This window comes from Mesorhizobium sp. M1A.F.Ca.IN.020.03.2.1 (genome assembly GCF_004023205.1).
Lineage (GTDB): Bacteria > Pseudomonadota > Alphaproteobacteria > Rhizobiales > Rhizobiaceae > Mesorhizobium.
Genome location: NZ_RZSV01000091.1, coordinates 1 through 21,524, shown reverse-complemented (window position 1 = coordinate 21,524; position 21,524 = coordinate 1). Strand labels below are relative to the sequence as shown.

Annotated in this window: 28 protein-coding genes; 20 read left to right on the top strand and 8 right to left on the bottom strand. The window is 62.7% G+C overall.

What is annotated here, in order from left to right:
- From EOA79_RS16380 to EOA79_RS16370, 3 genes are all read right to left on the bottom strand, one after another.
- Window positions 1-261 (bottom strand): SRPBCC domain-containing protein (locus tag EOA79_RS16380; protein WP_206639248.1); only part of this gene is annotated, 261 nt, incomplete at its 3' end.
- Window positions 258-572 carry a metalloregulator ArsR/SmtB family transcription factor gene (locus tag EOA79_RS16375; protein ID WP_067319753.1) on the bottom strand — a complete coding sequence of 105 codons (315 nt, stop codon included), beginning with the start codon at window positions 570-572 and terminating at the stop codon, window positions 258-260. The genes EOA79_RS16380 and EOA79_RS16375, both read right to left, overlap by 4 nt.
- 44 nt (window positions 573-616) lie before the next feature.
- On the bottom strand, window positions 617-934 hold the full coding sequence (locus EOA79_RS16370) for a cupin domain-containing protein (protein ID WP_082953686.1): 318 nt from the start codon (window positions 932-934) through the stop codon (window positions 617-619).
- A 257-nt stretch (window positions 935-1,191) separates the two neighbouring features.
- Between EOA79_RS16370 and EOA79_RS16365 the strand changes: the two genes are divergently transcribed.
- From EOA79_RS16365 to EOA79_RS16355, 3 genes are all read left to right on the top strand, one after another.
- Complete coding sequence (locus EOA79_RS16365; RefSeq protein ID WP_067319755.1) at window positions 1,192-1,710, top strand: single-stranded DNA-binding protein; 519 nt, start codon at window positions 1,192-1,194, stop codon at window positions 1,708-1,710.
- A 34-nt stretch (window positions 1,711-1,744) separates the two neighbouring features.
- Window positions 1,745-2,143: a DUF2306 domain-containing protein gene (locus tag EOA79_RS16360; RefSeq protein WP_067319757.1), complete on the top strand. Its 399-nt coding sequence runs from the start codon at window positions 1,745-1,747 to the stop codon at window positions 2,141-2,143.
- A gap of 104 nt (window positions 2,144-2,247) precedes the next feature.
- Entirely contained in the window at window positions 2,248-2,673 is a 426-nt protein-coding gene (locus tag EOA79_RS16355) for an OsmC family protein (protein WP_067319759.1), read from the top strand.
- Window positions 2,674-2,690: 17 nt separating this feature from the next.
- Here the strand turns inward: EOA79_RS16355 and EOA79_RS16350 are convergent, their stop codons facing one another.
- The 3 genes from EOA79_RS16350 to EOA79_RS16340 form a co-directional block, all read right to left on the bottom strand.
- On the bottom strand, window positions 2,691-3,320 hold the full coding sequence (locus EOA79_RS16350; RefSeq protein WP_066992466.1) for a MarC family protein: 630 nt from the start codon (window positions 3,318-3,320) through the stop codon (window positions 2,691-2,693).
- Between the two features lie 91 nt (window positions 3,321-3,411).
- The gene (locus EOA79_RS16345) at window positions 3,412-3,789 is read right to left on the bottom strand and encodes a VOC family protein (protein ID WP_067320139.1); all 378 of its coding nucleotides are present in this window, start codon (window positions 3,787-3,789) and stop codon (window positions 3,412-3,414) included.
- A gap of 32 nt (window positions 3,790-3,821) precedes the next feature.
- The gene (locus tag EOA79_RS16340) at window positions 3,822-4,352 is read right to left on the bottom strand and encodes a hypothetical protein (protein WP_067319760.1); all 531 of its coding nucleotides are present in this window, start codon (window positions 4,350-4,352) and stop codon (window positions 3,822-3,824) included.
- Window positions 4,353-4,436: 84 nt separating this feature from the next.
- Here EOA79_RS16340 and EOA79_RS16335 point away from each other — a divergent pair, with 84 nt between their 5' ends.
- A complete protein-coding gene (locus EOA79_RS16335; RefSeq protein ID WP_067319762.1) occupies window positions 4,437-5,273 on the top strand; it encodes an AraC family transcriptional regulator in 837 nt (278 codons plus the stop codon).
- A gap of 187 nt (window positions 5,274-5,460) precedes the next feature.
- Window positions 5,461-8,256: a DNA gyrase subunit A gene (gene gyrA, locus EOA79_RS16330; protein WP_067319763.1), complete on the top strand. Its 2,796-nt coding sequence runs from the start codon at window positions 5,461-5,463 to the stop codon at window positions 8,254-8,256.
- Window positions 8,257-8,304: 48 nt separating this feature from the next.
- Here the strand turns inward: gyrA and EOA79_RS16325 are convergent, their stop codons facing one another.
- Window positions 8,305-8,457, bottom strand: coding sequence for a hypothetical protein (locus EOA79_RS16325; RefSeq protein ID WP_082953674.1), 153 nt, complete (start codon window positions 8,455-8,457; stop codon window positions 8,305-8,307).
- 193 nt (window positions 8,458-8,650) lie between these two features.
- Between EOA79_RS16325 and coaD the strand changes: the two genes are divergently transcribed.
- From coaD to tgt, 7 genes are all read left to right on the top strand, one after another.
- Window positions 8,651-9,151 (top strand): pantetheine-phosphate adenylyltransferase, encoded by a 501-nt coding sequence (gene coaD / locus EOA79_RS16320; RefSeq protein WP_095780560.1) that lies wholly within the window; start codon window positions 8,651-8,653, stop codon window positions 9,149-9,151.
- 167 nt (window positions 9,152-9,318) lie between these two features.
- The gene (locus EOA79_RS16315) at window positions 9,319-9,816 is read left to right on the top strand and encodes a peptidylprolyl isomerase (RefSeq protein WP_245479183.1); all 498 of its coding nucleotides are present in this window, start codon (window positions 9,319-9,321) and stop codon (window positions 9,814-9,816) included.
- A gap of 29 nt (window positions 9,817-9,845) precedes the next feature.
- A complete protein-coding gene (locus EOA79_RS16310; RefSeq protein WP_066992487.1) occupies window positions 9,846-10,358 on the top strand; it encodes a peptidylprolyl isomerase in 513 nt (170 codons plus the stop codon).
- Window positions 10,359-10,369: 11 nt separating this feature from the next.
- Window positions 10,370-10,819, top strand: a complete 450-nt coding sequence (locus EOA79_RS16305; RefSeq protein ID WP_095780558.1) for a DMT family transporter — start codon at window positions 10,370-10,372, stop codon at window positions 10,817-10,819.
- Window positions 10,819-11,907 carry a tRNA preQ1(34) S-adenosylmethionine ribosyltransferase-isomerase QueA gene (gene queA, locus EOA79_RS16300; protein ID WP_095825318.1) on the top strand — a complete coding sequence of 363 codons (1,089 nt, stop codon included), beginning with the start codon at window positions 10,819-10,821 and terminating at the stop codon, window positions 11,905-11,907. Before EOA79_RS16305 ends, queA begins: the two co-directional genes overlap by 1 nt.
- A complete protein-coding gene (locus EOA79_RS16295) occupies window positions 11,897-12,166 on the top strand; it encodes a hypothetical protein (RefSeq protein WP_095780556.1) in 270 nt (89 codons plus the stop codon). Before queA ends, EOA79_RS16295 begins: the two co-directional genes overlap by 11 nt.
- Window positions 12,159-13,289, top strand: a complete 1,131-nt coding sequence (tgt, locus tag EOA79_RS16290) for a tRNA guanosine(34) transglycosylase Tgt (RefSeq protein ID WP_095825319.1) — start codon at window positions 12,159-12,161, stop codon at window positions 13,287-13,289. Before EOA79_RS16295 ends, tgt begins: the two co-directional genes overlap by 8 nt.
- A gap of 6 nt (window positions 13,290-13,295) precedes the next feature.
- On the opposite strand, the gene EOA79_RS16285 is transcribed toward tgt, so the two are convergent.
- Window positions 13,296-13,715, bottom strand: coding sequence for a DUF4864 domain-containing protein (locus tag EOA79_RS16285; protein WP_066992501.1), 420 nt, complete (start codon window positions 13,713-13,715; stop codon window positions 13,296-13,298).
- Window positions 13,716-13,993: 278 nt separating this feature from the next.
- Here EOA79_RS16285 and EOA79_RS16280 point away from each other — a divergent pair, with 278 nt between their 5' ends.
- From EOA79_RS16280 to EOA79_RS16245, 8 genes are all read left to right on the top strand, one after another.
- Window positions 13,994-14,230 carry an Lrp/AsnC ligand binding domain-containing protein gene (locus tag EOA79_RS16280; RefSeq protein ID WP_066992504.1) on the top strand — a complete coding sequence of 79 codons (237 nt, stop codon included), beginning with the start codon at window positions 13,994-13,996 and terminating at the stop codon, window positions 14,228-14,230.
- A gap of 168 nt (window positions 14,231-14,398) precedes the next feature.
- Window positions 14,399-15,811 carry a circularly permuted type 2 ATP-grasp protein gene (locus tag EOA79_RS16275; RefSeq protein ID WP_164746775.1) on the top strand — a complete coding sequence of 471 codons (1,413 nt, stop codon included), beginning with the start codon at window positions 14,399-14,401 and terminating at the stop codon, window positions 15,809-15,811.
- A gap of 232 nt (window positions 15,812-16,043) precedes the next feature.
- Window positions 16,044-16,985, top strand: coding sequence for an alpha-E domain-containing protein (locus EOA79_RS16270; protein ID WP_066992511.1), 942 nt, complete (start codon window positions 16,044-16,046; stop codon window positions 16,983-16,985).
- 20 nt (window positions 16,986-17,005) lie between these two features.
- Window positions 17,006-17,800 carry a transglutaminase family protein gene (locus tag EOA79_RS16265; protein WP_095825321.1) on the top strand — a complete coding sequence of 265 codons (795 nt, stop codon included), beginning with the start codon at window positions 17,006-17,008 and terminating at the stop codon, window positions 17,798-17,800.
- Window positions 17,801-17,830: 30 nt separating this feature from the next.
- On the top strand, window positions 17,831-18,562 hold the full coding sequence (locus EOA79_RS16260; protein WP_095825322.1) for a peptidase: 732 nt from the start codon (window positions 17,831-17,833) through the stop codon (window positions 18,560-18,562).
- Between the two features lie 92 nt (window positions 18,563-18,654).
- Complete coding sequence (locus tag EOA79_RS16255; protein WP_128293103.1) at window positions 18,655-20,082, top strand: pyridoxal-dependent decarboxylase; 1,428 nt, start codon at window positions 18,655-18,657, stop codon at window positions 20,080-20,082.
- Window positions 20,083-20,192: 110 nt separating this feature from the next.
- A complete protein-coding gene (locus EOA79_RS16250; RefSeq protein ID WP_095800787.1) occupies window positions 20,193-20,960 on the top strand; it encodes a DeoR/GlpR family DNA-binding transcription regulator in 768 nt (255 codons plus the stop codon).
- A gap of 126 nt (window positions 20,961-21,086) precedes the next feature.
- The coding region (locus tag EOA79_RS16245) for an FAD-dependent oxidoreductase (protein WP_128293101.1) at window positions 21,087-21,524 on the top strand (438 nt) is incomplete at its 3' end.

The following is a 21,524-nucleotide window of genomic DNA, read 5'->3' as shown; positions in this document are numbered from 1 at the left end:
GTCCACGCCCGGTCGCTCGCGCCAGGAATAGCGGAGCAGCTTGCCGGGGTCGGCCTCGAGCACTTCGCACTCGATTGGCGCGTTTGGTCCGGCGAAGGCAAAGCGCTCACCGATCGCCGGCTTGATGTCGTTGGGCATCAGCCACGCGGCGAGCAGTTCCGGCTCGGTGAGCGCCCGCCAGACTTTTTCCGGCGGATCGGGAAGCTCGCATTCGAAGCTGAGCGGCGCGTTGGCCGCTGCCGGGTGTTTGGCAATCGTCATTGGTCCATTTCCTTCAGAACCCTCTTCAAACGCTCGATGCGCTCCGGCCAGAAGGCGCGGTAGCGTTCGATCCAGCCGAGCAAGGGATCGAGTCCTTGCGGGTCGGCGCGGTAATAGGCGTTGCGGCCGGCGCGCCGCTCGATCACCAGTCCGGCGCCGCGCAGCACGGCAAGATGCTGTGAGACGGCCGGCTGCGACACGCTCACGCCGGCGCGCAGCTCGGACACCGTCAATTCGCCGGCCGCGAGCCGCTCGTAGACGGCCCGGCGTGTCGGATCGGCCAGCGCCCGGAAAATCTCTGCTTCGATCATGCACAAAGCATAAGTTGATACTTATTGGTTTGGCAAGCGCCGTTTTAGGCCGTCCAGCGTCTCACCGGCTCCGCCGCTCCGTCGAAGCTTGCCTCGAAGATTGGCGATGCGAGCACGGCATGGATGTGAAGCGTGCCGGAAGCTACGTTTCGAAAGCCATGCTTGCGGTGCGCGGGAATGATCAGGGACTGCCCGGCGGCAAGCACGGCCCGTCGGTCGTCGACCCACATTTCGGCTTCGCCGGCAATCACCGTCAGTACTTCCTCGACTTTGTGCGCATGCGTTGGTGCGCCGCTACCCGGTCCGACCCACTGCTCGAATATGCAAAGGCCCGCCGCGCCATTGGCGGCGGCAACATGCATGCGGGTTTCGACTCCGGCGCGCCACGTTTCGCGCGGCTGATCCTCATGCGAAACAACGTTCATTCCGATATCCCCCTTGTTTCCTGCCCAGGAATACTACCTGTTGCTGACATTCCTTGACAGAAACAGCGGTCAAGACTAGAACGAAGAGAGAACAAAAACCTTGTGGGAAAAGCCAGCCTTCGCGGGCATGGGCGAACCGCAGGCTGTAAGGTGAGCGACTTAAAATTTGTTTCGGATGAGCGCGGAGAAGTACGATGGCGGGTAGCGTCAACAAGGTCATTCTGGTCGGCAATCTCGGGGCGGACCCTGAAATCCGCCGCCTGAATTCGGGCGACCCGGTCGTCAACATCCGCATCGCCACGTCGGAAAGCTGGCGCGACAAGAATTCCGGGGAGCGCAAGGAAAAGACGGAGTGGCACAATGTCGTCATCTTCAACGACCAGCTCGCCAAGGTGGCGGAGCAGTATTTGAAGAAGGGCATGAAGGTCTATGTCGAGGGCCAGCTGCAGACGCGCAAATGGCAGGACCAGACCGGCAACGATCGCTACACGACCGAGGTCGTACTGCAGAAATTCCGTGGCGAGCTGCAGATGCTCGACGCGCGCGGCGAAGGCGGCGGCCAGGTCGGCAGTTATGCCGGCGGCGGCAACAGCCGGGGTTCCGATTTCGGCCAGTCGGGCCCGAACGAAGGCTTCAGCCGTGGCGGCGGTGGCGGTTCCAGGGGCGGTGGCGGTGGTTCATCGCGCGAGCTGGATGACGAGATTCCGTTCTGAAGGTCTCGCAATCGTCGTTTGAGGGGAAGGCGCGATGTCGCTCGGACCGTTGCTGACAGCGCCTCCTCCCATTCCATGGCACGCGTTCGCCGCCTTCGCCGCGCTGGCGATAGGCGGGGCGCAACTGGCATTGCCGAAAGGCACGACACGCCACCGCGTCTTGGGCTATGCCTGGGCCGCGCTGATGCTGGTCGTCGCCGTCTCGAGCTTCTGGATCCAGCGGATACGCCTGATCGGGCCGTTCAGCCCGATCCACATCCTGTCGATCCTGGTGGTTGTCACCGCCCCGCTGGCGGTCTGGTATGCGCACACCCATAAAGTGGCCGCGCATCGCAGCGCCATGATCAAGCTCTACCTATTTGCGCTGATCGGCGCCGGCATCTTCACGTTGGTGCCCGGCCGCATCATGCACACGGTCGTATTCGGCCAATAAACAATTTCGAGCGAAAGTGCGTCGCGGTTTTCCGTCCGGAATTGCCTATAGTTGATAGTTGCGGCGATAGTCCGCTTGCAAAGCAGCGTCTAAGGAAGATCATCGTGAAAGCACGCGTCAAATGGGTTGAGGAACGCACCTTTGTCGGCGAGTCCGGCAGCGGTCACAAAGTCGTGCTGGGCACGGCGCGTGGGCCGGAAGGCCGGACGCCAGGGCCGAGCCCAATGGAGCTGGTGCTGATCGGCACCGGCGGCTGCTCGGCCTACGACGTGGTCCATATCCTCGAAAAAGGTCGCGAGGCGGTCGAGGACTGCGTGGTCGAGCTGGACGCGGATCGTGCCGAGACGGAACCGCGCGTCTTCACCCGCATCCACATGCATTTCATCGTCAAGGGTCGCGCGATGTCGCACGACAAGGTGAAAAGGGCGATCGACCTGTCGATCGAGAAATACTGCTCGGCCACCGCGATGATGGCCAAGACGGCGGCCGTCACGCATGATTTCGAGGTGGTCGATACAGCAGTGAAATAAGGCAGTAGGGATGCTGCTCAGGCAGCCATCAGCGCCCTGACGCCGTCGGCGACGAACTGCACCGCAAGCGCCGCCAGGATGACGCCGAGCAGCCTCGTCAGGATCGAGCGGCCGGTCTGACCGAGGATGCGGTCGATGCGCTCTGCCAGCACGAACACCAGAAAGGTGAGCACAAGACAGATCGCGATGATGCCGACCAGCGCCGCTTGCGCCGCAAAGCCCTCGAAGTGTCCTGACAGCAGCACTGTCGCCGATATCGCGCCGGGACCGGCGATCAGCGGGATCGCCAGCGGAAAGGCGGCGATGTTGTGGATCATGTCCTTGGTGATGGCGACGTCGCCGATCTTCTCCTTGCGGTCCTGACGGCGCTCGAACACCATTTCGAAGGCGATGAAGAAAAGCAGGAAGCCGCCGGCGACGCGGAAGGCCGGCAGCGTGATGCCGAACACCGACAGGATCGAGGCGCCGGCGACGGCGAACAACGCCATCACCAGAAAGCCGATCACCGAAGCTCGCACCGAGACTTGCTGGCGCTCGTCCCGGTTCATGCCACGCGTGACGGCGAGGAAGAGCGGTGCCAGCCCGGGCGGATCGATGGTCACCAGGATGGTGACGAAGGCGTTGAACAGGGTGTCGAAGCTCGGCATCGCTGGTCCCCTCCCGCCTGGCGAAGCCCAAGCCCTGCATTCGTAGAGCAAAGCGGGAGCGGTGGGAACAGGACGGGAGGATTTCAGCCGGCTATTCAGCTTTGCTGCAATAAGCCTCGAGCCGGTAGCCGTCAGGGTCGATTACGAAGGCGGCGTAGTAGTTGTCGCCATAGGCGACGCGCAGGCCGGGCCGGCCATTGTCCTTGCCACCCGCAAGCAAGGCCGCCGCATGGAAAGCGTCGACGCCGGCGCGTGTCGGTGCGGCAAAGCAGAAGTGCAGGCCGGAGTCCGCGTCGGCCGGGACCGGCCGGCCGGCCTCATTGACCCAGAGTTCTACGGTCCTGGCGCCGTAGCCGAGCGAGCCGGGTGACTGGCTGAGGCACGAGTAGCCGAGGGGCTCCAAAGCGGCGTCGTAGAAGCGTTTCGAGGCGTCGCAGTCGCGGACGCCGATCGAGATATGGTCAAGCATCGTTTTCTCCATGATTACAGGTGGTTGATCGGTCAGGCTGGAGTCGAGCGCCGCGCCAGGAACTCGACCTCCATGCGCCAGGTTTTGCCGCCGTCATGCGAACGCTCGCCAAGCCAGCGGAAGGCGTTCTCGGTGATGTGCGAAAAGCTCCAGCGCACCGAGGAGCCGGTGCCGTCGGCGCCGATCTGCACGATTGTGTCGCCTTCGGCGCGGCCGAGCTGGCGGCTGTAATACTGGTTGCGCGGATCGCTCCAGAAGATATGCCAGGCGTCCGCGCCGGGGTCGTAGACGCGCAACGTCGTGCCGTAGAAGGTCCATGGCCCGAGAGAGGCTTGCACCCCGGCATTCCGCGCCGGCAGGATCCAGACGTCCTGGACCGCCCTGCCCTCCAGAACCCAGCCGAAATGCACCTCGCCGCGCCCGGTTAGCCTGGTGCCGTCCTCCAGCGTGCGCGTGGCGTCGAAGGTCCAGGCGCCGATGAAGCGGCCGTAGAGTTTGAGCTTCTCGGCGAGATCCGGATTGGGAGCGTCGCTGTGCAGGGCTTCGGCAAAGGGATCGGTCATGGTTGCTGCCTCGTTTGTCAGGAGAGGCGAGCAATAGGGGCATGGCGGGGTTCTGGGCTTGGGAAAAATTGCTATTTTTTCGCGATGGCGACGACTGAGAAAAACCTGGCCTCAGGGCATGGCTGGCAGGTGTCCGACGTGATCTGCACGGCTCGCGCCGGCGACCGCCCGTTTGAGGAACAGCATCGCGGTTTCTGCCTCGCCGCCGTGACCAGAGGCACGTTCCGCTACCGGACGCGCCAAGGCACCGCAATGCTTGCTCCAGGCGCCATCCTGCTCGGCAATCCGGGCGCCTGCTACGAGTGCGGCCACGAGCACGGCGCCGGCGACCGCTGCCTCTCCTTCCATTTTTCGCCGGCCTATATGGAGCGCGTCGTCGCCGATGTGCCGGGCGCAAGCCGGCTCGGCTTTGCCGACCCACGCCTGCCGCCCTTGCCGGTGCTGGCGCCGTTGCTGGCGCAAGCGGAGGCGGCGCAGCAAACGGGCGACGGCGAGGCGTTCGAGGAACTCGGTCTGCGCATTGCCTGCGCGGTGGTCGGGGCTGCGGCCAATTCGTCCGAGGTTGCCTGGACACCCAGCGCCCGCGACCAGAAACGCGTAGCCGAGGCGGTGCGTTTGATCGAGCTCAACGCCGATCGCCCGCTTTCGCTGACCGAACTCGCCGACGGCACGGCGACCAGCCCGTATCATTTCCTGCGCACGTTCCGTCATGTCGCCGGCATGACGCCCTATCAGTTCCTGCTGAGGACCAGGCTGCATCGGGCCGCGGTGCGGCTGTGCGCGTCGAACGAAGCGATCTCGACGATTGCTTTCGATGCCGGCTTCAACGACCTTTCGACCTTCAACCGGAGGTTCCGGCGCGAGATGGGAGAAGCGCCCGGCGCCTACCGCTGCAAACGGGCGGGCAGACGCGGGCATTAGCCAAGGCCGTTCGGGATCGACTTGGCCTGCGAGCTCAAAGTGTGGCTTTGGCCATATCGTCGCAATCAGCGGTATCCATTTGAAATTGCCGCCGAAATTGTCTTTGGAAAAGTGTGGTAGCCATTGGAGTTTCAGCCCGGCTTCCTATATAAGCGGCGAGTGATTCCCGACTGGATTGTGACCTGATTTGACCGACCAGAAGACACCGCGCGGGCCGGAGGGCGGCCCCACCGGCATCGAGCCGATTTCGATCATCGAGGAGATGCAGCGCTCCTATCTCGATTACGCCATGAGCGTGATCGTCAGTCGGGCGCTGCCTGACGTGCGCGACGGCCTGAAGCCGGTGCACCGCCGCATCCTCTATGCCTCGCATGAGAGCGGCTATCACTGGAACCGCAAATATGTGAAGTCGGCGCGCCCGGTCGCCGACGTGATGGGTAAATACCATCCGCATGGCGACGCCTCGATCTATGACGCGCTGGTGCGCATGGCCCAGGATTGGTCGCTGCGCGTGCCCCTGATCGACGGTCAGGGCAATTTCGGCTCGATCGACGGCGACCCGCCGGCGGCGATGCGCTACACCGAGTCCCGGCTGACCAAGGTTGCGCATGAGCTGCTGGAGGACATCGACAAGGAAACCGTCGATTTCCAGGACACCTACGACGCCTCCGCCACCGAGCCCAAGGTGCTGCCGGCCCGCTTCCCGAACCTGCTCGTCAACGGCTCGGGCGGCATCGCCGTCGGCATGGCCACCAACATCCCGCCGCACAATCTGGCCGAAGTCTGCAACGGCGCCATCGCCATCATCGACAATCCGGCGATCGACCTGCCTGCGCTGATGGAGATCGTGCCCGGTCCGGATTTCCCGACCGGCGGCATCGTGCTTGGCCGCTCCGGCATCTACAATGCCTATTCGACGGGCCGCGGCTCGATCGTCATGCGCGGCCGCGTCAACATCGAGGCGCGCGGCAACGACCGTGAATCGATCATCATCACCGAGATTCCCTATCAGGTGAACAAGGCGGCGATGATCGAGAAGATGGCCGAACTCGTGCGCGAGAAGCGCATCGAGGGCATCTCCGACATCCGCGACGAGAGCGACCGCCAGGGCTACCGTGTCGTCGTCGAGCTCAAGCGCGAGGCGGTCGCCGATGTCATTTTGAACCAGCTTTACCGCTTCACGCCGCTGCAGACCTCGTTCGGCGCCAATATGGTCGCGCTGAACGGCGGCAAGCCGGAAGTGCTGACGCTGATCGACATGCTGAAGGCCTTTGTCGGCTTCCGCGAGGAGGTTATCAGCCGGCGCACGAAATATCTTCTGCGCAAGGCGCGCGAGCGCGCCCATGTGCTGGTCGGTCTCGCTATCGCCGTCGCCAACATCGATGAGGTGATCAAGCTGATCCGCACCGCGCCAGATCCGCAGACGGCGCGCGAGCAGTTGATGGAACGGCGCTGGCCATCGCACGACGTCGCTCCGCTGATCCAGCTGATCGATGATCCGCGCCACCGCATCAACGAGGACGGCACCTACAATCTATCCGAGGAGCAGGCCCGCGCCATCCTCGACCTGCGCCTGCAGCGCCTGACCGCGCTCGGCCGCGACGAGATCGCCGACGAGTTAAACAAGATCGGCGCTGAAATCCTTGATTACCTTGACATCCTGTCTTCTCGCGCGCGCATCCAGCAGATCGTCAAGGACGAGCTGATCGCCGTCCGCGACGAGTTCGGCACGCCGCGCCGCACGGAACTCGCCGAGGGCGGGGCGGACATGGAAGACGAAGACCTGATCCAGCGCGAGGACATGGTCGTCACGGTCAGCCATTCCGGCTACATCAAGCGCGTGCCGCTGTCGCTCTACCGGGCGCAGCGCCGCGGCGGCAAGGGCCGCTCCGGCATGTCGACCAAGGAAGAGGATTTCGTCACCCGGCTATTCGTCGCCAACACGCATACGCCGGTGCTGTTCTTCTCCTCGCGCGGCATCGTCTACAAGGAAAAGGTCTGGCGCCTGCCGGTCGGCAACCCGCAGTCGCGCGGCAAGGCGCTGATCAACATGCTGCCGCTCGAGCAGGGCGAGCGCATCACCACCATCATGCCGCTGCCGGAGGACGAGACGAGCTGGGGCGAGCTCGACGTGATGTTCGCGACCACGCGCGGCACCGTGCGACGCAACAAGCTGTCCGACTTCGTCCAGGTCAACCGCAACGGCAAGATCGCCATGAAGCTGGAGGAAGAAGGCGACGAAATCCTCGGCGTCGAGACCTGCACGGACAATGACGACGTGCTGCTGACGGCGAATTCCGGCCAGTGCATCCGCTTCTCGGTCTCCGATGTGCGCGTCTTCCAGAGCCGCAATTCCGTTGGCGTGCGCGGCATCGCCATGGCCGAAACCGACCGCGTGATCTCGATGTCGGTGATCGAACATGTAGATGCTTCACCGGCTGAGCGCGCGGCCTATCTCAAGCGTGCGGCATCAGAGCGTCGGCTTGCCGCCGGCGGTGCAGCCGAGGAGGAAGAGATCGCGCTGACCAATGAGGAGATCGGCGAGGAAGCCGAGCTTTCCGACGAGCGCTACGAATTCCTCAAGATGCACGAGCAGCTTGTGCTGACGGTGACCGAATACGGCTACGGCAAGCGTTCCTCGTCCTATGATTTCCGCCTGACGGGTCGCGGCGGCAAGGGCATCCGCGCCACGGATGTCTCGAAAGTGGCCGAGATCGGCCGGCTGGTCGCGACCTTCCCGGTCGGCAACGACGATCAGATCATGCTGGTATCGGATGGCGGCACCGTCATCCGGGTCCCGGTCGATGGCATCCGCTTCGCCAGCCGCGCCACCAAGGGCGTGACCATCTTCAACACCGCCGAAGGTGAGAAGGTGGTGTCGGTCGAGCGGATTTCGGAGCCGCAGTCGGACGAGGAAGCCGAGGAAGCGCCTTCGGGTGAAGCCGACACTGCAGAAGATTCGGGCGAGGGAAATCCCGAATAGCCTTACTGCGCGCCACCGGCCCTTGGCCGGTGCGATCATGGCTGGAAGTCAGCGGCGGTGGTACAGGTTGCGGCCTACGAAGCCATCGAGCCGCTTGGTGTTGGTCTTGATGCGCACCCGCGCCGCTTCCTGGTGCAACCCGAATGCGGTGGCGATCAGCATCACGATGGTCATTGCAGTGGCAAGCATGTAGATCAGCATTTGCGTGTTCTCCTGCGATCACAACGATAAAGATGGTGCTTTGGTTTCATTTCCTGAAGCGGCAAGCTGGTGAATGCTGTGTGAAGCGTTCGGGATTGTCGCATTCGTCTGTCGTTGACGTCCGTGAAAAGGTTCACGACGGGGCGTAGCAATGGGATTTGCCTTTATCGGAGAGGCTCGCTAGAAGCCTGCCATGACCGAACGCACCGCCCTTTACGCCGGCTCCTTCGACCCGCTGACCAATGGTCACCTCGACGTGTTGAAGGCTTCGCTTGCCGTGGCCGACACCGTCTACGCTGCAATCGGCATTCATCCCGGCAAGACGCCGCTGTTTTCCTTCGAGGAACGCGTGAAGCTGATCGAGGCCGCGACCAAGGCGGAATTCGGCCGCGACAGCGACCGCATCAAGGTCGTCTCCTTCGATGGGCTGGTCATCGACGCCGCCAGGAAGCATGGCGCCTCGATCATCATCCGCGGCCTGCGCGACGGCACCGATCTCGACTATGAGATGCAGATGGCGGGCATGAACGAGACCATGGCGCCGGAGCTGCAGACGGTTTTCCTGCCGGCCAGCCCGTCAGTGCGCACCATTACCGCCACACTTGTCCGCCAGATTGCGTCGATGGGCGGCGACATCCGCCCGTTCGTGCCGGCGGCCGTCGCAGGCGCCCTCACTGCCAAATTCGCGAAATAGTGCATGTCGCCCAAAAGTGGATCCCGGTTTTGGGGCAACGACATGCACCCAAACAAAGACTTTCGGAGAACCTCATGCAGCTGAAAAAGCTCGCTTCGTTACTTGTCGTGCTTGCCGGCGTTTTGGCGGCGTCCTTGCCGGCCTCGGCAGCCGACAAGGAAAACACCATGATCATCACGCTGAAGGAGGGTGACGTGACCGTCGCGCTGCGTCCCGATCTCGCGCCGAAGCATGTGGCGCAGATCAAGAAGCTGGTGCGCGAGGGCGCCTATGACAATGTCGCCTTCCACCGCGTCATCGACGGCTTCATGGCCCAGACCGGCGACGTCAAGTTCGGCAACATGAAGAAGGGTTTTAATCCCGAGGCTGTCGGCACGGGCGGATCCGACCTTCCCGGTCTGCCTGCCGAGTTCTCGCAGACCGAGCAATTCACCCGTGGCGTGGTCGGCATGGCCCGCTCACAGGACCCGAACTCGGCCAATTCCCAGTTCTTCATCATGTTCGCGCCCGCGCCGAACCTCGACGGGCAGTACACCATTGTCGGCAAGGTGGAGAGCGGCATGGATCTGGTGGACAAGATCAAGAAGGGCGATGAGGCGGACAACGGCACGGTCAAGGACCCGGACCGCATGATCAAAGTTCGCATCGCTGCCGACAACAAGTAACTACTCGATTTTCAAAAGGATTTTCTGACATGGCTGAGATCAAGGACCGCGAGAACGCGCTCATCATGGAAACGACCAAGGGCGAGGTCGTCATCGAAATGTATCCGGACCTTGCGCCCGGTCACGTCGCGCGTATCAAGGAACTGGCTCGCGAGGGCGCCTATGACGGCGTGGTGTTCCACCGTGTCATCGACGGCTTCATGGCGCAGACCGGCGACGTCAAGTTCGGCAACTCCTCGAAGCCGACCTTCGCTCCGTCGCGCGCCGGCATGGGCGGCTCCGACAAGCCGGACCTCAAGGCCGAATTCTCCAACGCCAATCACGGCCGCGGCACCTGCTCGATGGCGCGGGCGCAGAACCCGAACTCGGCGAACTCGCAGTTCTTCATCTGCTTCGACGATGCCTCCTTCCTCAATCGCCAGTACACGGTCTGGGGCCAGGTTATCGAAGGCATGGAGAATGTCGACAAGATCAAGCGCGGCGAGCCGGTGCAGGATCCCGACAAGATCGTGTCGCTGAAGGTCGCGGCCGACGTCAAGTAAGGCATAGAACGATGATGGGCGCAGTCTGGTCCCTGCTCGGCATCCTGTCCGGCGCCTTCATCGCCATCCAGGCGCCGATCAACTCGCAACTGGCGCGCGGCCTCGGCCTTCCGGTCGCGGCCGCCGCTTTCTCGTTCCTGTCGGGCGCCGTCGTTCTCGGTATCATCGCGGTCGCCGTGGTGAAGCTGCAGGGCCTCTCGCTCGACTGGAAGGCGCCGGCACCCTGGCTGTTCGTCGCCGGCGGCATGCTCGGCGGATTCTACGTCACGCTCTCCACCATTCTCACGCCGCGCATCGGCGCGGCGGCGCTGATGGCCTTCCTGGTCGCCGGCCAACTGATCGCCGGCATGCTGGTCGACCGTGCCGGCTTCCTTGGTGTTGCCGTGCGCGAGGTCTCGCTTGGCCGCGTGGCCGGCGCCGTGCTGCTGCTCGTAGGAGCGCTGCTCATCCGGCTCTACTAATGCGCGTCGATCTTTTCGACTTCGACCTGCCGGAGGAGTGCATTGCGCTGCGCCCGGCGGAGCCGCGCGACAGCGCCAAGCTATTGGTGGTCAAACCGGGCGAAACGCTGCGCGACCGCACCGTCAGCGATCTGCCGTCGCTGCTGAGAGAAGGCGACGTGCTGGTATTCAACGATACCAAGGTCATTCCGGCCCAGCTGAAAGGCATCCGCAAGCGCGGCGAAGCGATGGCGCAGGTCGAGGCCACGCTGCATATGCGGCTCGCGCCGGACCGCTGGCGGGCCTTCATGCGGCCCGGCAAGCGCATCGCCGTCGGCGACCGCATTCATTTCGGCCACGACCAGAATTCCTGCTTTCTCGGCCAGCTCGACGCGACGGTGATCGAGAAAGGCGAGGCGGGCGAGGTGTTGCTCGGCTTCGACCTCTCGGGCGTCTTTCTCGACGAGGCAATGCACGCCGTAGGCCACATCCCATTGCCGCCATACATCGCCTCGAGGCGAGATGACGACGAGCGCGACCGCAGCGACTACCAGACCATCTATGCCAGGGAAGAGGGCGCGGTCGCGGCCCCCACCGCCGGCCTGCATTTCACGCCGGAGCTGTTTGCAGCGCTGGAAGCCAAGGGCATCGAGCGGCGCTTCGTCACGCTGCATGTCGGCGCCGGCACTTTTTTGCCGGTTAAGACCGACGACACCGCCGACCATAAGATGCACGCGGAAACGGGCTTGGTGAGCCAAGAAACGGCAGACGCGCTCAACGCTGCAAGGGCGCGGGGAGGGCGGCTTGTCGCCGTCGGCACGACCTCGCTGCGCCTTCTGGAAAGTGCTGCGCTTGAGGATGGCAGGATCGAGGCCTGGTCCGGGCCGACCGATATCTTCATCACCCCCGGCTACCGCTTCAAGACAGCTGACATGTTGATGACCAATTTCCATCTGCCGCGCTCGACGCTGTTCATGCTGGTCTCGGCCTTCAGCGGACTGGACGCGATGCGTTCGGCCTATGCGCATGCCATCGAGAGCCGCTACAGGTTCTACTCCTACGGGGACTCCAGCCTGCTTTATCGAGCGGAGACGAGCGATGGACGATGATCTAGAGAGAATGGACCGCGAGGCGCTCATCGCGGAAGTGACAAAGCTGCGCGCCGGTATCCGCGCGCATCGCGATGCGACCGGCCATGATCTCTGCTGGCATCATCCCGACCTCTGGGACCTGCTGCCGGAGAAGACCGAGCCGGCGATCGCCGTGCCGCCGTGGCCGAAATTCATGCGCGGCTGCATCCGCTACCGGCAGTCGCTCGACGAGCAGGCACCCGGCGCCCCGGTGCACGACAAGGAATTCGATGGCTGAGACTTTCTCTTTCAAGCTGCTCGCCACCGACGGTAATGCGCGGCGCGGCCTCATCAGCATGCCGCGCGGCGAGATCCGCACGCCGGCCTTCATGCCGGTCGGCACCGGCGGCACCGTCAAGGCCATGTATATGGATCAGGTGCGCGGCGTCGGCGCCGACATCATCCTCGCCAACACCTATCATTTGATGCTCAGGCCAGGCGCCGAGCGCGTGGCGAAGCTCGGCGGCCTGCATGAATTCGCGCGCTGGCCGCACCCGATCCTGACCGATAGCGGCGGCTTCCAGGTGATGTCGCTGTCGAATCTGAGGAAGCTTAGCGAAACGGGCGTCACCTTCCGCTCCCATATCGACGGTGCGCGCTACGAGATGTCGCCGGAGCGGTCGATCGAAATCCAGGGGCTGCTCGATTCCGATATCCAGATGCAGCTCGACGAGTGTACGGCGCTTCCAGCCAAGCCGAAGGAAATCGAGCGCGCCATGGAACTGTCGCTGCGCTGGGCCGAACGCTGCAAGGCGGCGTTCGGCGATCAGCCGGGCAAGGCGATGTTCGGAATCGTGCAGGGCGGCGACAGTGCTGTGATGCGCGTGCGTTCGGCGCAGGCGCTGGCGGCGATGGACCTCAAAGGCTATGCCGTCGGTGGGCTGGCGGTCGGCGAGCCGCAGGCGGTGATGCTGGAGATGCTGGACATAACCTGCCCGGAACTGCCGGCCGACAGGCCGCGCTACCTGATGGGTGTGGGCACCCCGGACGACATCTTGAAATCCGTGGCACGCGGCATCGACATGTTCGACTGCGTGATGCCGACGCGCGCCGGCCGCCATGGTCTGGCCTATACGCGCCGCGGCAAGATCAACCTGCGCAACGCCCGCCATGCGGACGATCCGCGTCCGCTGGACGAGGAAAGCGACTGCCCGGCCGCGCGCGACTATTCGCGCGCCTATCTCCATCATCTCGTGCGCTCGCAGGAGTCGCTCGGCGCAATGCTGCTCACCTGGAACAACCTGTCCTACTACCAGAAGCTGATGCAGGACATCCGCGCCGCGATCGAGGCAAAAGCCTTCGAGACGCGCGCTGCCGAGATTTCGGAATGCTGGGCGAGGGGCGATCTGCCGGCGCTATGAGCGCTTTTATGTGCTCACCGAAGTCGCGGCGCGCAGGCTGCAGCCGGTGATCTTAAAGCTGCCGTCGGGCTGCTGTTCGAGCGTGTACACCGCCTCATAGTCCTTGCCGTCGGGCCCGACGATCAGCACCTGCTGGACGATCGAGGCCGGCCCGGTCTGCTCCACCTTGCCGAAGGAATAGTTCTGCGGCCTGCGCACCGGCGCATATCCGTTGGTCACCATGTTCATGAAGGTGTCGACGGTCGGGAAGATTCGCTTCACATTTGGCGCGGCGAAGCTGTAGGCGGTGGCGCCGTCATCGGCGAGAAAGGCCTTGAGCTGGCTGTCGATGACTGTTTGCGCCGCTTTGATCTCGGCGTCACCGGCGAAGGCCATGGATGCAAGAACCATCGGAACGAGAGCGAGTGCGAACAATACGCGGCGCATGGCCTGCCTCCAGAATTCGCGTGGAACAACTATCATACGCTGGCCGGCGTGCCGTGGTTTCACCGTTTCGCAGATTTCTTGCCTGCATGGATGCCTCCGCTAGGACCTGACCTGAGGTGTTCCCGAACTGTCCTTGGTGGCGTCCCCGTGCCGGTGTGGCATGCCGATCGCGGAGTTGCGGCAAGCGGCCGCCAAGGCGCGTGCAGCCTGATGCTTGAAAGCCCGTCGCCAGTCTGCCACAAGGGCCGCTCATTCGCGAAGACTGGCAGGACCGGGAAATGAAGGCATTTTTCGTGCAGATAAAGTGCGATCTGGGCAAAGCCTATGAGGTCGCCAGCGCGCTCGCCGATGCCGAGATCGCCTCCGAAATCTATTCGACCGCCGGCAATTACGACCTGCTCGCAAAATTCTATGTCGACGACGAGGAAGACATCGGCCACTTCATCAATGAACGGGTGCAGATCCTGCCTGGAATCAAGGACACCTTCACCATCGTCACTTTCCGGGCGTTCTGATTTGCCGTTTGATGCCCGCTCACCGGGCATGAACTGACCCGGCGTCGCTCCCGCTGCCCTAATCGTAGGCATTTTGCATAGGGCGGCCGCCAGCGCCGCCCAAATCACCGATTGCGCTTGATTTTCTCCAGCCGGGCCAGTGAAATGGCTTCAGAGGGGAGTACGCGATTGGCAGCGTTCGACGAAATGCTTCCGGAAGTCTCCGGATTGAGAAGACCATACCAGGCTTATGATCGCTGGCTGAAGGAACAGGACCCGGCCAGGCTCACCCAGAAAATGGAGGACGCCGAACGCGTCTTCCGCAAGACCGGCATTACTTTCGCCGTCTATGGCGAGCAGGAAGCTTCCGAACGGCTGATCCCCTTCGACATCGTCCCGCGCATCATTTCCGGCCAGGAATGGCGCCGGCTGACGCAGGGCATCGAGCAGCGCGTGCAGGCGCTCAACGCCTTTCTCGACGATATCTACCACCGCCAGGAAATCCTGCGCGCCGGGCGCGTTCCCAAAGAACTGGTGGCGAAGAATGAAGCGTTCCTGCCGGAGATGATCGGTGTGAGACCGCCGGCTGGCGTCTACACCCACATCATCGGCGTCGACATCGTGCGCATCAGCGAGAACGAATTCTACGTGCTTGAGGACAATGCCCGCACGCCGTCGGGCGTCTCTTACATGCTGGAGAACCGCGAGACGATGATGCAGCTCTTCCCGGAGCTGTTCCAGCAGATCAAGGTGCGGCCGGTGGAGAACTATCCGCAACTGCTGCGCCAGTCGCTGGCGGCGGTGCGGCCGCAGAGCGCAAAGGGCGCGCCGACCATCGCGGTGCTGACGCCGGGCAGCTACAACTCCGCCTATTTCGAGCACGCCTTCCTCGCCGACCAGATGGGCGTGCAACTGGTCGAAGGACAGGATCTGCGCGTGGTCGACGGCCATGTCACGATGCGCACCACCGAAGGCTACAAGCAGATCGACGTGCTTTACCGGCGCGTGGACGACGCCTTCCTCGATCCGCTAACCTTCCGGCCGGATTCCGCGCTCGGCATGCCGGGCATCATGGATGTCTATCGGGCCGGCAACATCACCATCGCTAACGCGCCGGGCACCGGCATTGCCGACGACAAGGCGATCTATTCCTACATGCCCGAGATCGTCGAGTTCTACACAGGCCGCAAGGCGATCCTCGGCAACATCCCGACCTGGCGCTGCTCGGAGCCCGACAGCCTGAAATATGTGCTGGAGCACATCGGCGAGCTTGTCATCAAGGAAGTGCACGGCTCCGGCGGCTACGGCATGCTGGTCGGCCCCGCGGCGACCAAGAAGGAATGCGAGGCGTTCGCCAAGAAGCTGCAGGCCAAACCCGGCAACTACATCGCCCAGCCGACGCTCGCGCTGTCGACATGCCCGATCCTGACCGAGAAGGGGCTGTCGCCGCGCCATGTCGATCTTAGGCCTTATGTGCTGGTTTCGGATCGTATCCAGATCGTCCCGGGCGGCCTGACTCGCGTCGCGCTCAAGGAGGGGTCGCTTGTGGTCAACTCCTCGCAAGGCGGCGGAACGAAAGATACGTGGGTGTTGGACGATTAAAGAGCGAATAGAGAGTAGCGAATAGCGAATAGCGAATAGCGAATAGGGAAAGAGGGGGATCCGACGCAATCAATTCTTACAGAGACCTAATTGTTTGGAAGGTGGCCAAACTGACGAAATCGGAAAAATGCTGCGATCGATGATCAGGAGCCTTCAACAGAGATCATGAAATCTTTTTTTCGCTACTCGCTACTCGCTACTCGCTATTCGCTCGACACCGGAGCAAGCTGACATGCTTCTCGGCCGCACCGCCAACGGTCTCTACTGGATGAACCGCTATATAGAGCGGGCCGAAAACATGGCGCGCCTGGTCGATGCCGGCCTGCGCATGGCGCTGACGCGGACGCAGAACGCGTCGGAGGAATGGAACTCCGTGCTGCTCAGCGCCGGCTCCGACCTGGCCTTCTCGCAGAAATACCAGGACTACACCGTCGCCAACGTCTCGGATTTCCTGCTGCGCGACACTTCGAACCCGTCGAGCACGATGGCCTCGATCGAGACGGCGCGCAACAATGCGCGCATGGTGCGCACGGCGCTGACGCGCGAGACCTGGGAGAGCATCAACGAGGCCTGGATGTCGCTGAAGCGGATGCTAGCACGGCCGATCGACGAGCGCGATCTGCCGACGGTGCTCGACGCGATCAAGCGCGAAACGGCGCTGATCCGCGGCTCGTTCTACGGCACGATGCTGCGCAACGAGATCTTCGACTTCTCGCAGCTCGGCACCTACGTGGAGCGCGCCGACAACACGGCCCGCATCCTCGACGTGAAATACTATGTGCTCTTGCCGTCGATCTCCTGGGTGGGCTCGACACTCGACAATTATCAATGGGAATCGATCTTGCGCTCGGTGTCGGCGCACCGCTCCTATCGGTGGGTGTATGACGCGGACTACAAGCCGACCAACATCGCCGACTATCTGATCCTCAATGTCCGTATGCCGCGCTCGCTGACCTTCTGCTATCGCTTCCTCGGCGAGCATTTGAGATTCCTCGCCGACGACTATGGCGAGCGCCATGCCTGCCACGCCACCGCCGAGAAAATTCAGACGATGCTGAAGAAGGGGTCGATCAAGGATATTTTCGACCACGGCCTGCATGAGTTCCTGGCGGAATTCATTCGTGACAACACCAGGCTGGGGGATGAGATCGCCCTGGACTACCGGTTCTACTGAGCGCTGGAGAGACAGGCGCCATGCGGCTCAAGATCACACACCGGACCGAGTACCGCTACGATGCACCGGTGCAGTACCTGTTGCAGCGGCTGCGCCTGATGCCGGTCAGCGGATCGACTCAGACGGTTGCGTCCTGGGTGATCAAAATCGACGGCGCGCGAGAGGAGGTTCGCTTCACGGACCATTTCGGCAATGACACGCGGCTGGTGAGCGCCGAGGGCGGCCAGCACACCATCATAGTCGAGGCGGCGGGCGAGGTGACGACGCGCGACACCGCCGGTGTGTCCGGTGCGCATCATGGTTTCGCGCCGCTCTGGCTGTTCAGCCAGCAAACGCCGCTTACGACCGTCGGCGACGGCATTCGCGACCTGGCCGCTTCGGTCGGGGAGGGGACGGATATCGACAGGCTGCACAAGCTGATGGGCGCGATCCGGGAGCGCGTCGCCTATAAGCCCGGGACGACCAGCGCCGTGACGCCGGCGGAAGAAGCGCTAACGCTGAAGGCCGGTGTCTGCCAGGATCACAGCCACATCTTCACCGCCGTGGCGCGCGTGATGGGCTTCCCCGCGCGCTATATCAGCGGCTATCTGATGATGGATGCCACGGTCGAGCAGGCGGCAAGCCATGCCTGGGCAGAAGCGCATGTGCCGGGCCTGGGGTGGGTTGCCTTTGATCCCGCCAACGGTATCTCTCCCGACGAACGCTATGTAAGAGTGGCGACGGGTCGGGACTATAGCGATGCCTCGCCTGTGTCGGGAATACTGCTGGGGCAAGCGGAAGAGAAGCTTGCCGTCACCGTCACGGTAGAGCAGTAGTCTCTGCCAAGATTCACCAGAAGAGCGACCATGACCTATTGCGTCGGCCTCAAGATCGATCGTGGACTCGTGTTCATGTCGGACACGCGCACCAATGCCGGCATGGATTCGATTTCGACCTTCAGGAAAATGCATGTCTGGGAAGAGCCTGGCGAGCGCGTCATCGTGCTGATGTCTGCAGGCAATCTTGCCACGACGCAAGCCGTGGTCAGCCTGCTGGACGAGCGCAACAAGGCGGCCGGCGACCGTCACGAGAAGCTGCTCGAGACCCCGTCAATGTACCAGACGGTGCGGCTGGTCGGCGAGACGGTGAAAGAGGTGATCGCACAGTCTTCGCCCGCCGGCGATCAAGCGGATTCCTATTTCAACGCCTCCTTCATCCTCGGCGGCCAAATCAAGGGCAGCCAACCCCGGCTGTTCATGATCTATCCCGAGGGCAATTTCATCGAGTCGACCGACGACACGCCATTCTTCCAGATCGGCGAGACCAAATACGGCAAGCCGATCATCATCCGTGCCTATGACCGTACGATGAGCCTGGCCGAGACGGCGAAGCTGCTGTTGGTCTCCTTCGACTCGACGCTGAAGTCGAACCTGTCGGTCGGCCTGCCGCTCGACCTGCTCTTCCTGGAACTGGATGCTTTCAAGGTCGGCCTGAAGAAGCGGATCGGTCATGACGACCAATATTACCGAACCATATCGGATGGCTGGTCCAACGCGCTAAAGGCGGCCTTCGCCAGCCTGCCCGATTTTCCCGGCTAGGGCGTTCGCCTACGAAGCGCATTATATTTAACATGTTAATTAAAGGTCGAAGTGGCGGGCCGATCAAGGTCCGGCGGCTGCTGAGAGGATACATGGACAAGAAAGAATTCCGCGATGGGTCGAGGCGGGCCGCGGATTGGGGCGTGGACTACCGGTCCAGCCTGCGCGATCGTCCGGTGCGGCCGGCGATCGCGCCCGGCGACATATTCAGGAGCATCGAAGAGTCGCCGCCCGAGACGGCCGAGCCGATGGAAAAAATCTTCGCCGATTTCGAAACGAAGATCGTGCCCGGGATGACGCATTGGCAGCATCCGCGCTTCTTCGCCTATTTCCCGGCCAACGCGGCTCCGGTCTCGGTGGTGGCCGAGTACCTCGTCTCGGCGATGGCCGCGCAGTGCATGCTGTGGCAGACCTCGCCGGCCGCGACAGAGCTCGAGACGCGTATCGTCGACTGGATGCGCCAGGCGCTGGGCCTGCCCGAAGGATTCTCCGGTGTCATTCAGGATTCGGCTTCGTCGGCGACGCTTGCCGCGGTGCTCACCATGCGCGAGCGGGCGCTTGACTGGCAGGGAAACAGACAAGGTCTCGCCGGCCAGGCGAAGCTGCGTGTCTATTGCTCCAACCAGGTTCACACCTCGATCGACCGAGCGATCTGGGTCGCCGGCATCGGCGAGGAGAATCTCATCCGTATCCCGGTAACCGGTCGTTTTCGCGCGATGGATACGGCGGCGCTCGAGGCGGCAATTATCGCCGATCGCGAGGCCGGCCTGCTGCCGGCGGGCATTGTCGCCTGCGTCGGCGGCACCAGCACCGGCGGCACCGACGACATCGCTGCCGTAGCGGCCGTGGCGAAGCGGCACGGCCTTTACCTGCACGTCGATGCGGCCTGGGCCGGGTCGGCGATGATCTGCCCGGAGTACCGGCATTTCTGGGCCGGTGTCGAGAGCGCCGATTCCATCGTCTTCAATCCGCACAAGTGGCTCGGCGCGCAATTCGACTGCTCGATCCAGTTCGTCTGCCAACCGGAAGACCTTGTGCGCACGCTGGCCATCAAGCCGGACTATCTCAAGACCAGAGGTCATGACGGCGTCATCAACTATTCGGAATGGTCGGTGCCGCTTGGCCGCCGATTCCGTGCGCTGAAACTCTGGTTCCTGCTGCGCGCCCACGGACTGGAAGGATTGCGCAAGATGATCCGAAACCATGTAGCCTGGAGCGAGGGACTTGCCGCACGCCTGGCCGGGGAAGCGGATTTCGAGCTCGTCACCGAGCCGATGTTGTCACTGTTCTCGTTCCGCCATCGCGCCCCTCAGGGTGCCGATCCAGACGAGCACAATTTGCGTCTCGTCGATGCCATCAACACGGACGGACGCATCTATTTGACGCAGACGCGCGTCGATGGTCGGGTGGCGATCCGCTTTCAGGCAGGACAGTTCGAGACCACGGCCGGCGATATTGATGCGGCCTTCGATGTCGTCACAGAGATTGCGCGCCGGCTTACCATTGAGGCAACGAACTGATTGCAGACCGGTTTGCCTTTGCGAGAAGGTGAATTTCTTTGGCCGGCTGTCCCTTTCCATCACTTTCGTTTTCCGATATAGACGGAAAAAACGAAAATGAAGGATAGCGGATGTTCCTTTCGCCCCGTCACGCCGAGATCATCCAGATGGCGAAGGACGACGGCCGGGTGCTGGTCGACGATCTGGCGACACATTTCAGCGTGACGCCGCAGACCATCCGCAAGGACCTCAACGATCTCTGTGACCAGCGGCTGCTGACGCGCATCCATGGCGGGGCGCTGTTCCCGTCCGGCATCGAGAACATGGAATACGAGGCGCGGCGCAAAATCGCTGCCGATGAGAAGGAGGCGATCGGCCGCGCGGCGGCCAGGCTCATTCCCGACAACGCCTCGCTGTTCATCAATATAGGCACCACGACGGAAGCTGTCTCAAAGGCGCTTCTCGACCATAACGGGCTTATGGTCATCACCAATAACATCAACGTTGCCAATAGGATGCGGATCTATCCTTCGATCGAGGTGGTGATCGCCGGCGGCGTTGTACGCGGCTCCGACGGCGGCGTCGTGGGTGAGGCCGCGGTGGATTTCATTCGCCAGTTCAAAGTCGACTACGCCGTCATCGGCGCCTCGGCCATCGACCATGACGGCGCGCTGCTCGACTTCGACTTTCGCGAAGTGAAAGTGGCGCAGGCCATCATCGCCAATGCGCGTCATGTGATTCTCGTCTCCGACCGGACAAAATTCGAGCGCACGGCGCCGGTTCGCATTGGTCACCTGTCGCAGGTGAACACCTTCATCACCGACCGTTGCGACATCCCTTCGGTGCGCCGGATTTGCGAGGAAACGGAGGTTCGTTTGATCGAGACAGCGCTCGGATAACGTCTCTTCACGGACATCTCACGCACCTGTGATATTTCGTTTGACATTCGGATCGAGTTCGAAATAATCCCGCCACGGTTTCGCGAAACACAAAAATGGTGCAATGCGAAATCGTGGAGGAACCCTGTGGACGCATCTCCGATCCATGACATTTTTGTCATAGGCGGCGGCATCAATGGCTGCGGCATCGCCCGCGACGCCGTTGGCCGCGGATTTTCCGTATACCTCGCCGAGATGAACGATCTCGCCAGCGGGACTTCCTCCGGCTCGACCAAACTGATCCATGGCGGGTTGCGCTATCTTGAGTTCTACGAATTCCGGCTGGTGCGCGAAGCGCTGATGGAGCGCGAGGTTCTGTGGAAGAACGCGCCGCATATCATCTGGCCGATGCGCTTCGTGCTGCCCTACGCCAAGGGCCTGCGTCCGGCCTGGCTGATCCGGCTCGGCCTTTTCCTTTACGACCATATCGGCGGGCGCAAGCTGCTGCCGGCGACCAAGACGCTGGACATGGCCACCGATCCGGCCGGCAAGCCGCTTAAGCCGCTGTTCCGCAAGGCGTTCGAA